The organism is Rufibacter sp. XAAS-G3-1 (assembly GCF_013623775.1).
Classification (GTDB): domain Bacteria; phylum Bacteroidota; class Bacteroidia; order Cytophagales; family Hymenobacteraceae; genus Nibribacter.
Map to the genome: position 1 here is coordinate 105,507 of NZ_JABFAM010000016.1, position 14,116 is coordinate 119,622.

Below are 14,116 nucleotides of genomic sequence, written 5' to 3' on the forward strand. Positions count from 1 at the left end.
GAAATAATTAAAAAATAACTTCTAAACATTCAATTCAACCAGAAGATGAGGAAAGCAGGAGGTATGAAAGAGAGAAACAGTTTCTTTGCCGTATGGATGTTAGTGTGGGCATTTACCGTTTTTAGGGGAAGCTCGGCTTTGGCGCAAAATACAGATGCTTACACGCCCGGAGATTACCGCACGGCTTCCGCCGGAAGCCTCAGCCAAACAGATGGTACCAGCCAGTTAGAACAATTGTCCACGGAAGGTACTTGGGTAACAGCCGCTTATCCTTTGCCAACCACCGCAACACTTTTCGTAGAGCATCCTATCCAACTTTCTGGCTTACTGCAACTCACTAACCTGCACATTGCCGCTCAAAAAAGCCTTATGGTTCCAGCCGCCGCCAGCCTGATGACCACAAATAAACTCACGGTTGCCGCCTCTGCCCAGCTAGTACAACAAGGCGAGATAGAGAACCGCGGCTTGCTACAGTTACAGGCCAATTCCCTACTGATCATTAAGTCATCGGCTTACAAAGCTTCTTCCTTGGTTTGGGCCGGAACTGAGGAAATAGACGCCTCTTCTGAGGTAAGAATTGAGGCGGCCTTCGCAAATGAGTTGTTGTTCAGCGGTAGCCAACTGGCAATCCAGCCGCACGGCTACTGGTTTGGGAAAGTAACGGTAGCGCCTACGCTTCCCAACAGCCAATGGCAACTGACAGATGCTTCTGCTCCGTTAGCGGCCCAAACCTTTAGCGCCTCCCTTCCAGCTACTTCTTCGCTTTTACTTTTGGCAGGTTCAGGTCTGTCGCTGCAAATGGGGCAGGATGTATCCCTAAGCGGTGGATCCTATTTCCTGCAAAACCAAAGTGCCGGTACCGGAACGGTAGGCATCGCTGGTAATCTGACACTGCAAAATGCAACCCTCACCTTAAATCAAACGGCCAGTACTGCGGCTGTCTCTACTGTAGAGTTAAAAGGAAACTTGTTTACAGATGCTGCTTCCGTGATCAATAACAGCAGTACGGTAAATACAAGCACCAGCGGAATTCAGCTTGCTGGCAACACGTGGCAGATTCTTCAGGTGGCGGGGCCGGTAAACCATGTTTCTTTAACCGTGAAACCAGGAGCCATGGTGCGGTTAGGCCAGCATCTAAGGTTAAATCCAAGCCCTTACAGCTCTGTCCATACTGGAACCTTATCAGTAGGGAAGGGTGCTACCCTTGATTTTGGAACAGATGCATCTGGAAATGGCTATCAGGTGCAGGGGCAAGGAAATTTCAAGTTAGAAGCAGAGGGCACGTTGTATGTGACCAGTGCACAAGGTATCAATGCAGCCGGAGCCATAGGCAATGTGCAGGTAACCGATAGCCGCAGAGGCTTCAATCAAGTGGCAACGTTTGTCTATAACGGCAGGGTGCCGCAGCAAACGGGTAATGCCCTAACCACCAGCACTAGTGGCAAAGTCATCATTATCGACAATCCTATGTCCGTGACCTTGACCCAAGCCACCGGAATTTCCAGCAGTGGCAGACTGGAAGTCAGGCAAGGAACGTTCATCACCACGGCAGCCGCAGATATTACAGGTGGAGGTAAACTGCTGATGACCGGCGGAACCTACCAAATAGCGACCCTCCATGCTACTGTTCCATTACTCACCGGAGGCCTGGAAATAAGTGGCGGGGCAGTAGAGTTGACCGGAGCCGGAAATCAGACACTTAGAGGTGGTACGTATTACAATGTGATCATAGGAGGAAGTAATGAAGCCGGTTCCACTTTCAAAACAATTTCCACTACCACCACCGTTACCAATAATCTGACTATTCTCCCTAATGCCATCTTAGATATCACAAACAAAAGCCTGAAAGGGGACGGCGGACTAACCATGACTGGTGGTTTATTCAGAACAAGTAGAGTAAGTGAGACACTACCTGAGTTATCAGGCAAGAATTCACCATACAAGTTGACCGGAGGAACCATTGAGTTCTACGGTACTATCAACGGGCAGAATCAATCTATCCGGGGCACTTACGGAAGCCCTTCTCAGAAAATCACCTATTATCACCTGCTGTTGACTGCCGCTGAAACCAATACCCAAGATGAAAAAGGAAACCAATTGATAGCCGCCAGCTTTGACGTGGCCGGAGCGCTCACGGTGAAAGCACCGGCGGTTTTGCAGATTGCCTATAATCGGGCGGTGGGTGGTACCGGTAATTTTATTGTGGAACCGGGGGCTACGTTATTGTATGGTTCTCCGCAGGGTATAAAACTGAGTGGGACAGGCACATTAGACGGAAACGTGCGGGTGAGCGGAACCAGATCTTTCTCGCCGCAGGCCACTTATGGCTTCATCGGGAATTCAGAGATGGTTACCGGAGACGGTTTGCCTGCCACAGTAGCTAATGTACGGATGGCTAAGACAGGGGGTAGTGTGACCTTATCAAAATCAGTGGCCGTTTCTGAGGTGTTTTTCTTTAAAAGCGGCATTTTCAAAACCGATCTCCATGAGGTAGCCCTCACCAGGCAAGATGCCGGCGCCTTGCAGTTAACAGATCCGGCCCTCTACATTCAGGGCAACCTGAGAAGAAATATAGGTAACAGCGGCACCTATTCTTTTCCCGTAGGAAATGCGGCTGGAAAACGGCAGTTAGATCTGGTCTCTATTGGATTAAGCGGAAACGGCTTTGAGAGTGTGGCCGTTGGCTTTAAACCACTCACCCATCACCAGGATGCCGATCTGTTTCTAACCGAAGGGGAACATACCTATACCCATATAGAGAAAGAAGGGGTGTGGACGGTAGCCCCAAATGCGACACCTGCCACCGGTAGTTTCACGGCCATGGCTTCCCTGCAGGGTTTTACCAATCTCTCAGACAATAAATTCGCCTTACTGATCAGACCCTTGAACTCCACCAGCGGCAAAGACTGGACAACCGGAGGAGGCACCCTGGAAGCCCCCGGCAAAGAAGGAAGAACCGTGGCCGGTGGCTATGCCAAACGCAACTTTATCACGCCTTTCGGGCAGTTGGGCATTGCCAATAGTGAGACGGTGTTGCCAGTATCATGGTTGTATGTAAAGGCCGAACGCAAAAAACAGCAAGTAAACGTACATTGGGCAACCGCTTCTGAGGTCAACAATGATCGGTTTGAGGTAGAGTACTCGCTGGACGGCAAGAACTTTACGTTTGTGGGCAAGGTAGCGGGCTCTGGCAACAGCAACATTCAGCAGGAATACAGCTTCCAGCACGTGTCTTCGGCCACTGCCATTACCTATTACCGCGTAAAGCAGATAGATTATGACGGAAAGTTTGAGTACAGCAAAGTAGTAGCCGTACAACAGACCAGTGGCACCACCCTGACCCAGATCACGCTGTATCCAAACCCGAGCCATGATTATCTGCACCTCTCCAACATCACCCTTGAGGCATCGGCTTCGGTTGAGATTTTAGATTTGCACGGCAGAAACGTAGGGAAAGTCACTCCGCAAGGGAACGGTGCCACATTGGTCATTCCGGTGCAGCAGTTACCAGCCGGCACGTACCTCCTCCGGATTAAGAACGCAAGCCAATTCATTCAGCAGCGGTTTGTAAAGCAATAAGCCGTTTTAGGCCTGATTTTCTGAAAACAAACAAAAAACAGAAAGCCGGTTCTATCAGGAACCGGCTTTCTGTTTTTTGTAGCCAGATGGCAACTAAATACAAGTTCACAGACTTGATACCATCTTCCTGAAAGGATCTTGGTGGCGAACAGCAGAAGTGGTAAAGAAAAGCTTTTCTAGCTTGCCCACAAGATACTTCCAGGATGACAAAATGTGTGGTTTAATTTTTTATCCTGAATAACGCATTAACACATTAAAAAATCAGAACATTAGTAGGCACGCCCGTCTTTGTTTTCCATGAAGTTCACGAAAGCGCGGTTAACTACTTTCATGCCGCCTGGGGTAGGGAAGTTGCCGGTGAAATACCAGTCGCCAATGTGGTTAGGGATGGCCTTGTGGAGACCTTCCACGGTTTGGAAAATGACCTGTACCTCGGCTTTTACGTTAGCCGCTTTTACAATCTCGGCTACTTTCCCGCTTATTTCTTCTGGCGTGAACAGGTCGTAGAGTTCCTGCACAAAGTTCTTGGTTCTGGCCTCGCCGGTCTTCAAGCTCATTTGGCAGTTTTGGTAAACCTCGCGCGCCAGGTGTTCTTGCTGGCGTTCTTTCAGCAAGCCCATCATAGCCCTAAACGCCACAAACTCTTTCATCTTTGACATGTCAATGCCGTAGCAATCTGGGTAGCGGATCTGGGGGGCGCTGGAGACAATGATAATCTTTTTAGGTTCCAGACGGTCCAGCATTTTAATGATGCTCTGTTCCAGGGTGGTGCCGCGCACGATGGAATCATCAATGACTACGATGGTGTCAACGCCTTTCTTCACTACTTCATAGGTGGTGTCATAGACGTGGGCCACCAGGTCATCGCGGGAGTCATTGTCGGTGATGAAGGTGCGGAGCTTGGCGTCTTTGATGACCAGTTTCTCCACCCGTGGCCGGAAGGAGAGCAGGTTCTCCAGCTTGTCAATGTCCCCATCGGCATCGGCAATGGCGGTGCGGCGGTAGGAGCGAAGGTAATCTTCCACGCCTTCCATCAAACCCAGAAACGAAGACTCAGCGGTATTGGGAATGTACGAGAAAACGGTGTTCTCCAGGTCATGGTCAATGGCTTGGAGTACCTGCGGGGTCAGCAATCTACCCAACATTTTACGTTCCTGGTAAATCTCGGGGTCATTGCCGCGCGAGAAGTAGATGCGCTCAAAGCTGCAGGACTTTTTCTCCAAAGCAGGCAGCACTTCTTTTTCTGAGGCTTCGCCGTTTTTGTCAATGATGAGGGCGTGCCCCGGCGAAATCTCCTTTATCTGGCTGTACTCAATGCCGAAGGCGGTTTTGATGGCTGGTTTCTCAGAGGCGATCACTACCACCTCGTCATCCATGTAATAGTACGCCGGGCGGATGCCCGAAGGATCGCGCACCACAAAGGCGGCTCCGTAACCGGTTAATCCGGCCATGGCGTACCCGCCGTCAAAGTCTTTGCAGGCCCGGCGCAGCACGCGCTGCAAATCAAGGTTCTCTTCAATGAGGGCCGTGATTTCCTCGTTGTTGTTGTCAGGCTTGAAATAGTCAAAAAGCCGTTGGTTTTCCTCGTCCAGGAAGTGACCAATCTTTTCCAGTACGGTAACGGTGTCAATCTTCTGGCGGGGGTGCTGGCCCAGTTCGGTGAGCACGTCAAAAAGCTCGTCTACGTTGGTCATGTTGAAGTTACCGGCTACGGCCAGGCTTCTGTTGCGCCAGTTGTTTTCCCGTACCATGGGGTGGCAGTTGTCTACGCTGTTGAGGCCGTGGGTGCCATAACGCAAATGGCCCAGATACACATCGCCCAAAAACGGGAGATTCTCTCTGAGCCAGTCAATGTTCTTGGAGGCGTCGGGGTATTTGCGCTTCAGCTTGCCGTATTTCTCGCTTATTTTCCCAAAAATAGCGTCAATCGCTTTGGTCTTGACGGAGCGGTACCGGGCAATGTACTCGGTGCCGGGTTTGGCTTTGATCTTGATACTGGCAAAACCGGCGCCGTCTTGCCCCCGGTTGTGCTGTTTCTCCATGAGCAGGTACATCTTCTGGATGCCGTACATGGGTGTGCCGTATTTTTCGGCGTAGTATTCTAAGGGTTTGCGGAGGCGGACCAAGGCAATCCCGCACTCATGTTTTATCGCATCACTCATTTGTAAAAGGCTTTTAAGCGAAAGCACGTGTCCAATGCTTTCGGGTGCCTGTCCGGCTTTGTAAAAAGGTAAGCAGAAAAGACATGCAAAGGTAAGAGTAAAAATACGTAACGCGCTAACGGAAAAACCATTTTCCGCCGGGCATCATTTTTTATTCGCAAGCGAAAACTGGGGGTAGAACCGCTCTTGCGGAGTTCTACTCCCGAAGCAAGCTGCCGGGGAGTTTTCCGCGTTTTGAAGCTGTTTTGTGGAAAACGGCGCATAAACCCGGGAAACCCGCTTCTCCGGCCAGTCCCAGACAGGGCGCAAGAAGAACGGCTCGGCTTGCCATTTATATACGTTAGCCTGTCAGGGAACAAGCCAAGGAAAGGATTTGCTTTTCCTACAAGATAAGCCTGGGATGGGCGGGGGTGGGTTGCGTAGGGGGTATACATTCTGGGTTATTTAGGTTGCTTTTCCCTAAGTTACCAAGCCGGTTTATAGCCTGATTTCCTGAAAGCAACTCCAAAACGGGTTGGTGTTGACGGGCGGCATTTGGTTGTTGCCTACCTTTGCCGCCATGAACAGACAAGTACAGATACACGGCGCGTTGTTTCTGGTAGCCCTTATTTACGGGGCCAATTACAGCATCGCCAAAGAGATAATGCCAGACTATGTGCTGCCGTTCGGCCTGATTGTGATACGGGTGGTAAGTGCGGTGCTGGTGTTTGGGGCCTTGTCTTTGTTTGTGGTCAAGGAAAAAGTCCAACGCAAGAGTGACTGGGTGAGGATCATTCTCTGCGGGCTGTTCGGGATTACGTTAAACCAGCTTTCCTTTTTCAGCGGATTGAATCTTACCTCGCCCATCAATGCCTCGCTCATTCAGACGGTTTCGCCGGTAGTGGTGGTGCTGTTGTCTGCGTACCTGCTCAAAGAACGGATTCAGGTGTTCAGGATGGTGGGTATTCTGCTGGCGGGGCTGGGGGCCATGCTGCTTATCTCGGGCAAAGCCGGAAACGCGCAGGGTCACCTTCTGGGCGATTTGCTGATGCTGTTGAATGCCGCGTGTTTTGGCGCGTTTCTGGTACTGGTGAAACCGCTCATGCAGCGCTACCATCCTATCACGGTGGTGAGCCGGGTGTTTCTGGTGGGCTCGGTCGGCGTTCTTCCCTTCGGGTGGGGGCAGGTGCTTGAGCCAGAGTATGCTGCTTTTCCAGATCGTATCTGGGGGGCCATCGCGTTTGTGATTATTGGGATGACCATTCTGGCGTATCTATTGAACGTGTGGGCCATGAAATACGCCAGTCCGGCTTTGGTGGGCGTGTACATTTACCTGCAACCGGTGTTCGCGATTTTCATTGCGGTAAGCTTAGGGAAAGATCTGTTTACGTGGCAGAAAGCCCTGTACGCCGCTATGATCTTTGGCGGGGTCTATCTGGTAAGTAAACCTAAAAAGGAAATTGTCTAAGTGTTTGGGGTGAAAACATCCGTATAACGGACATTTGGAACGCTCTTGGAGCGTAGCAAGAATTATAGAATGTAAGATGACGGAACAGATTCAATACGAAGAGAACGCGCTGCATCACCTCTTCCTGATGGTGGAGGCCCAGGATGCCACCTGTATGCTGAACCTGGCGGGCCACCCGCTCCGCATACGCGAGGTTATTTTCCAGATGGTAGATAACGGTTGCCGGGTGAGCAAAGTAGGGGCAGACTTCTACAACATGTTTCTCTATGACAAAGAAGTGACTGAAATCTATGATTACCTCACCACCATCATCAAAGTGAAATTCGCCAAGGTCTGACGCATTTTTCACTTTTGTTTTAGGTCTGCTTTTCAGAAATAAGCCCTAAAACGGACTTGTTTACAGCTGTAGGGCTGAACGCCGGCCAGTGCATTTCCAGGGGAAATAAAACAAAGTGTGCCCAAAGGAGGTAAGGGAACAAGTGATTCCTATCAACTACCTAAGCCAATTTGCATGAACGCTACCACCAGAATTGAACATGATTTCCTGGGTGAGAAAGAGATTCCCAATACGGCCTACTACGGGGTACAGACACTCAGAGCCTTAGAGAACTTCAACATCACGGGCATCACCAATGCCTCTGAGCCGCTCTTTATTGTGGCATTTGCCTACGTGAAGAAAGCGGCGGCCATGGCCAACCGAGACCTGGGCGTATTGGATAAGATAATTGCCGAGGCTATTATTTTCGCCTGCGACGAACTGATTGCGGGCAAATACCGCGACCAGTTTGTCACCGATCTGATCCAGGGCGGAGCGGGAACGTCGGTGAACATGAACGTGAACGAGGTCATTGCCAACATAGGGCTGGAATACCTGGGCCACCAGAAAGGGCAGTATGAGTTCCTGCACCCCAACAACCACGTCAACTGCTCCCAATCCACCAACGACACCTATCCAACGTCCATCATGATGGCCCTGCACCTCAAAGTAGACCTTTACTTGCAGGCGCTGGCCGATCTGCGGGACTCCTTCCTCAGAAAGTCTACTGAGTTCAAGGATGTTCTGAAGATGGGCCGCACCCAATTGCAGGATGCCGTGCCCATGACCCTGGGCCAGGAATTCCATGCCTTTGCCACCACCATTGGAGATGACATCAAACACCTGCGCGAAGTCCAGCAAAAGCTGCTGGAGTGCAACATGGGCGCTACCGCCATTGGCACCAGCATCAACGCGCCCCAGGGCTACCCCGAACTGTGCACCAAATACTTGGCCCAGATTACCAAACTGCCCTTCACACTTGCCCCAGACTTGATTGAAGCCACCTCAGACATGGGTTCCTACGTGCTGGTGTCTGGTATGCTGAAGCGGAGCGCCATCAAAATCTCCAAGATCTGCAATGACTTGCGCCTGCTCGCCTCCGGCCCCAGGGCGGGATTGAATGAGATTCGGTTGCCGCCTATGCAGCCGGGTTCTTCCATTATGCCGGGCAAAGTGAACCCGGTTATCCCCGAGGTGGTGAACCAAACCGCCTTCTACGTGATTGGCGCCGATGTCACCATTAGCATGGCCGCCGAGGCCGGACAATTGCAGCTGAACGTGATGGAGCCGGTCATTGCCTTTAGTATGTTCACGTCTATCAATTACATGATCAATGCCATCAATACGTTGCGCCTCAAGTGTGTGGACGGCATCACGGCCAATGTGGAAGTCTGCCGTGAGGAGGTCATGCGCAGCATTGGTATTGTGACCGCACTTAACCCCATTCTGGGCTATGAAACCTCGGCCTCTATTGCCAAAGAAGCCCTGGCCACCGGAAAATCCATTCACCAGATCGTGATTCAGGAGCGGCAATTGATTACCCAGGAAAAATGGGATTCCATCTATTCCTTTGAGAACATGATTCACCCGGTGTACGTCAACGCTTAACCAAAGCACATGCCATACAAAACCGAAGAACCAGCCTCCTGTTTTAAGGGTGATTTTCTGGAAACAGCCCTAAAACAAGAGACTGGTTCTTTGGGGTTATGTGGAAAAGGGAGGGTGTTCTGGTATATTGATAACTGACCTTCTGCAGTAAAGGGGAGCCCTCTGCTGCGTTTTTGGCCTGTTTTGCGGGAAACGGCCCTAAAACGGTACTGGCCGAGACACTCGTAGGAGCTGCGCGCACTACTAGGTCTTTGGAGCAGGCGGCATTACGGAAACAGGCCCAAGTCTCGAGTCTCCAGACTCGCCGGGGGCCGCCAGCAGGTTTGCGTCACTTCAGTTAAGAAGGGGGCTGTTATTTTAGGAATGCTGCGTACCTTCGTTTTCCATTTACGGCCACTTGCCCCGCCAGAATGAAACTTAATCAGAATGGGATTCCTTATGCAAAGGAACCGCAGTAGAAAGATTAGACATGTTAGAACATTCGCTTTTTCATTTTCATAAACTTCCTCCCTGGACTCAGGCCGAACTTCTGGAGCAGAAAGCGATAGCTCTGTCGCAGCGCCGCTTCAATGGATGGGACATCACCCTGTTCTCGTTTGAGAACCACTTTCTGGAAGTCTGGGCCAAAATGGGCGTAGAGGTGGTAGGATCGTTCCATGCCGCCGCCACGTACATGGAGATCATAGAACCATACATGAGTGACCTCTCTGTACCCGAAGGTGCATGACATTTCCAGAAATAACAAGATAACCAGATCGCAGCCGCTGCGATATGGTTAGAGAAAAATAAAAAGGCCCTTGCTTCATGAAAGCAAGGGCCTTTTAGATGTATTTGAAAGTTAAGAAGACGTGTTTTCAGGCTGTTTTCTAGAAAATAGGTTCAAAACAAGCCCTTGGCAACAGAATAATTCTTCTTGAACCTGTTAGAGGTTTCAAAAGCTGGTTTTCTGGCGCAAGCGGTCACTAGCGCCAGAAACAAAATGGATAATTTTGCATAGCTTCCTTGTATAGAAATCAGACTAAACGGCCCATCTATTCAGGAACTTATACTAGAAGGGGCAGTTTGCGCCTTATTCTATCACCTTTACGTTAATGGCGTTCAGGCCTTTTACCCCTTTTTCCACTTCAAAGGTTACTTTGGTGTTTTCCTGAACCGTACCATCTATTGCATTCTGGTGCACAAAAATGCTTTCCTGAGATACGTGGTCTTTGATGAAACCGTACCCTTTAGAGGTATTGAAGAAGGTGATGGTGCCTTTTCTGATCAGATCGGCAGGATCAAGGGCTTCTTGTCTGGAAACACCAATCTGAATATCTTCCTGATTGATGATTTTCTTTTTCTTTGTAGGATCTGGCGGCGTAGAGGTAATATTACCATTATCATCTACGTAGGCAAGCATGTCATCCATGTCTTTCCCTTTGTTGGAAGTGGCGCTACGCTCTTCCTTTTTCTGCTCTTTGTCCTGACGCTTCTTTAGTTTCTTTTTTTCTTTTTCTTTTTTACTGAAGGTTTCTTGTGATCTACCCATTATGTGTGCTTGGTTGTTAAATACTGTGTTCTCTTATAATGCTCAATGCTTGATCTGGCAGATTAGTTGCCTTACCGGAACATAAAGTTGGTGCCGTTGCGAATCCAGGTCTCAAAGAAGGAGTTGTCATTGAATTCACCGGTTACTAAGCCTTCGCCATCTTCTTCTTTGTTGGCCCGGCTACTCATGAAACTTGGGAGCGAGGCTTGGTTATTGGGTACCCAGTCTTGTCCTTTTTTCAAAGCGATGCACAGGTACTCACGCGTGGTTATGTCTACTAGATATTTTCTGTTCATAAGGAGGGGTGTGTATCCGGAAAACTATTACCGGTGTGAAAGGGTAAGAAAAAAATAAAAACTTACTTCTGTAAGCAAGTGCAAAAGCTTTACCCGCAGGCAAGGCAGAAATTATCAAGTGAAACGAAGCAAGCTTCTAGAAAAGGCAATTTGTTTTTACCTACAGGTTTAGTGCAACTCCAGCAGTCACCCGCTGTACTCTCTAAAAGTAAGAAGCGGGGTAGGGCTGAAATTGCTTTTTTACAAATCTTAAACTTTACTATGCCTTTATTTACGTAGTATTGCCTTGCTTATACTTACTACAATGCACAAGGCAGATACGTTCGTTATTTTGTACAATATACGCTAAATTATTTACAATCTTACATTTTTAGCTATATTCTGGATAAAATTCCGGTTATTGGCTTTCTTGTAAACCTGGGGAATACCCCCTCATTCAATAATTCCCAAAAGGGAAGTGCCAGATTTTCAGGGTGTTTACTTATTTCTTGCGGCAAAGATGTGGGTAGATACTTTTTTTAAAACTATTTGGGCGGGTTTCTACGTTGTAGGGGTACGTAATTCAACAATGCTTTTTAGAGTCATGGACTTCTCTGGCCAAGCCTGCCCTATGTTCCTGCTGTTAATCGTCCTTTAAGTAGTGCAATTTTTTGGGCCTGCTGATTGCCCAGTTTCCAGTTACCCTCTGGGTAAAGTTCACCCGCAAAGTTCCTTCTGTTTTGGTTGGCTCTTTCTTCCACCAAAAATCTTCTCAGCTTTTTTTGAGGCATATTGAGAGATTCTTTCCTTTTCTGATTCGTGTGATTGCAGTGATGAGGCCCTGGAATTTCAAAATCAAACATTACCCCAGTTATCACCAGTTCCTCAGTTAGCAATGACCCAATGTCACAAAAAGTAAAATTCATCAACAAAACACAGTCTGCCTTTTTCGCCACGGCCCGCCAGCGGGTAGAAAATTCTTTCAAAGAAAAAGGCATCTCCAAAAACGCCAATAGAGCCATGTGGTTCAAAACCGTCTTTTTCGTCACGGTCTTCTTTGCTCTTTATTCGCTTATCCTTACGGGTTGGTTTGGTACGTGGGGCATGCTGGCCATGGCGTTGGCCTTAGGGGCTTTTGCGGCCTTCATTGGCTTCAACATCTGCCATGATGCCATTCACGGATCTTTTTCCAGTAACGCTAAGGTCAACAAGGGACTGAGTTATCTATTCCATTTAGTGGGGGCCAATCCTTACCTGTGGAATATCTCGCACAACATTGTACACCATACCTATACCAACATCCCCGGCCATGACGAAGACATTGAAGTGGCCCCCGGCCTGATCAGGTTAGATGAAAGTGAAAAGGTGAACAGATTACAGCGCTACCAACACCTGTACGCGTTTTGGTTGTATGGCCTGGCGTCGCTTTCCTGGGTTCTCAGAAAAGACTACCTCAAGTTTTTCAAAAAGCAGATAGGGCAGCACGCAGCTAACCACCCTAAGATAGAGTACTTCAATCTGTTTTTTTACAAAATCCTGCACTACATCATTTTCATTGTAGTCCCTATGCTCGTTTTAGACCTGACTTGGTGGCAAGCCGGCCTTGGTTTTCTGGTGCTGCATATGACCGAGGGCATGGTGATGGGCCTGGTTTTCCAGTTAGCCCACGTGGTGGAAGGAACCAGTTTCCCGGTGCCCAATGAGCAAGGAAACGTAGAGGAAGCCTGGGCGGCGCACCAGATGAGAACCACGGCTAATTTTGCCCCCACCAATGCCTTCGCCAGCTTCTTTTTAGGCGGATTGAACCGCCAGATTGAGCACCACCTTTTCCCGAAGGTCTGCCACATCCACTATCCGGCCATTGCGGTGATTGTGCGGCAGACGGCCCACGAGTTTGACCTGCCGTACCTAGAGAGCCCCACCTTTGTATCGGCCATCCAGTCCCATTACCGCATGCTGAGAAAGCTGGGCAAAGAGGCCTACCAGGCACAAGCCAAAAGCAGAGTACTCGTAAGTTAAACGAGAACCGTTGAAGCAACCAGAAGTTGTTAAATTGCAGCCCCCGTTTTGCTTCTCCTTTTGAAAAACAACGCTATAAACAGGAACGGTGAGAAAACCAGACCTGTCAAACAGAAAGAGCTCTCCAGTAGCATTGGAGAGCTCTTTCTGTTTTGGGAATCCTATGTGGGGAGCGTATTAAGAGTTTGTTTTCCAAAAAGAAGCCCTGAAACAGGAATGTTCTACATCTTCACCTCCGTTCCGCCATCCTGCCGGTGGTTCCCGGCGAGTCTGGAGACTCGCTTCATTCTAAGTCACGAGACTAAAGTCTCGCGCCAGTACGCTCTAAACCTGTGAGGTCTGCAAGACCTCACAGGTTTAGAGCGTTTGGGGCCTGCTTCCAAGATGCCGCCTGCTCCAAAAGACCTCCTAGTGTGCGCAGCTCCTACGAGTGTCTCCGCCAATACCGTTTTAGGGCCGTTTCCCGCAAAACAGGCCAAAAACGCAGCAGTTGGGCTTCTCACTCCGTGGAGGAGAGATTGGGGGTGAGGCTCTTGCGGAAGGGCAGCTAGTTTTTGAAACAGCAGTAACTAGCTGCGAATGCTAACAGCCTTGTTATAACCAATCCCTGATAGGAGCAGGGCATAACCTACTTCTATCACCATTCAAATCAACCCTGGAGAATAGGACAAACAACCATTCAATTCCGCATTAGTAAAGATTGGAATCAGAGGAGCACGCCTGCCGTAGATGGTGCTCCAGTTCTCCGCTCTTGAAGCACCATTGAAAAAATAACGGGTATCAATAAGGATCCATCTCGTATATCTTTTTAGCCTGCCATGTCTTTGCGGAACTGGAAAGGCTTCCAATAACTATCTACAGCCGGTAAAAGGGTTAGGGATATACGCCCGTTGGCTGGATTATTTAGATGTAGAACTAGAAAAAACAAACAAGGAACTCATGAAACTAGTATTGTCTGTGATAGTATTGATTGTGGGTTTAACTACGCAAGCGGGCCCCAAAATGTGTCTATCTTCCCTAAGGGTGAAAAAGCGGCCAATGTGCATCATGTGGGGAATGTCTGGCTAAACGAGATAAGCCCGGCCTATAGCACCTTTACTTTCGGTATTTCCGTGGCCACGATGGAGCGAGGCGCGCGGTTGGATTGGCATAAGCATCCGGGCGGCCAAATTTTACTAATTA

The 14,116-nt window shown here is 49.1% G+C and carries 10 protein-coding genes; 6 read left to right on the plus strand and 4 right to left on the minus strand.

Annotated elements, in window-relative coordinates; all coding sequences use genetic code 11:
- The first annotated feature begins 63 nt into the window (after window positions 1–63).
- On the plus strand, window positions 64–3,579 hold the full coding sequence (locus tag HHO50_RS17025) for a T9SS type A sorting domain-containing protein (protein ID WP_181307722.1): 3,516 nt from the start codon (window positions 64–66) through the stop codon (window positions 3,577–3,579).
- 269 nt (window positions 3,580–3,848) lie between these two features.
- Here HHO50_RS17025 and HHO50_RS17030 read toward each other — a convergent pair whose 3' ends face one another.
- On the minus strand, window positions 3,849–5,741 hold the full coding sequence (locus HHO50_RS17030) for an amidophosphoribosyltransferase (RefSeq protein ID WP_181307724.1): 1,893 nt from the start codon (window positions 5,739–5,741) through the stop codon (window positions 3,849–3,851).
- Between the two features lie 559 nt (window positions 5,742–6,300).
- Here HHO50_RS17030 and HHO50_RS17035 point away from each other — a divergent pair.
- The 4 genes from HHO50_RS17035 to HHO50_RS17050 all read left to right on the plus strand — a co-directional run bounded on the left by HHO50_RS17035 (window position 6,301) and on the right by HHO50_RS17050 (window position 9,839).
- Window positions 6,301–7,188 (plus strand): DMT family transporter, encoded by an 888-nt coding sequence (locus HHO50_RS17035; protein WP_181307726.1) that lies wholly within the window; start codon window positions 6,301–6,303, stop codon window positions 7,186–7,188.
- Window positions 7,189–7,264: 76 nt separating this feature from the next.
- Window positions 7,265–7,525, plus strand: coding sequence for a hypothetical protein (locus tag HHO50_RS17040; RefSeq protein ID WP_181307728.1), 261 nt, complete (start codon window positions 7,265–7,267; stop codon window positions 7,523–7,525).
- Window positions 7,526–7,699: 174 nt separating this feature from the next.
- Complete coding sequence (gene aspA / locus HHO50_RS17045; RefSeq protein WP_181307730.1) at window positions 7,700–9,112, plus strand: aspartate ammonia-lyase; 1,413 nt, start codon at window positions 7,700–7,702, stop codon at window positions 9,110–9,112.
- 469 nt (window positions 9,113–9,581) lie between these two features.
- Complete coding sequence (locus HHO50_RS17050) at window positions 9,582–9,839, plus strand: hypothetical protein (protein ID WP_181307732.1); 258 nt, start codon at window positions 9,582–9,584, stop codon at window positions 9,837–9,839.
- A gap of 342 nt (window positions 9,840–10,181) precedes the next feature.
- Here HHO50_RS17050 and HHO50_RS17055 read toward each other — a convergent pair whose 3' ends face one another.
- The 3 genes from HHO50_RS17055 to HHO50_RS17065 all read right to left on the minus strand — a co-directional run bounded on the left by HHO50_RS17055 (window position 10,182) and on the right by HHO50_RS17065 (window position 11,778).
- A complete protein-coding gene (locus tag HHO50_RS17055; protein ID WP_181307734.1) occupies window positions 10,182–10,640 on the minus strand; it encodes a cold-shock protein in 459 nt (152 codons plus the stop codon).
- Window positions 10,641–10,711: 71 nt separating this feature from the next.
- Window positions 10,712–10,936 carry a hypothetical protein gene (locus HHO50_RS17060; RefSeq protein ID WP_181307736.1) on the minus strand — a complete coding sequence of 75 codons (225 nt, stop codon included), beginning with the start codon at window positions 10,934–10,936 and terminating at the stop codon, window positions 10,712–10,714.
- Window positions 10,937–11,544: 608 nt separating this feature from the next.
- Window positions 11,545–11,778, minus strand: coding sequence for a hypothetical protein (locus tag HHO50_RS17065; RefSeq protein ID WP_181307738.1), 234 nt, complete (start codon window positions 11,776–11,778; stop codon window positions 11,545–11,547).
- Between the two features lie 40 nt (window positions 11,779–11,818).
- Between HHO50_RS17065 and HHO50_RS17070 the strand changes: the two genes are divergently transcribed.
- Window positions 11,819–12,934 (plus strand): acyl-CoA desaturase, encoded by a 1,116-nt coding sequence (locus tag HHO50_RS17070; protein WP_181307740.1) that lies wholly within the window; start codon window positions 11,819–11,821, stop codon window positions 12,932–12,934.
- Window positions 12,935–14,116: the final 1,182 nt, after the last annotated feature.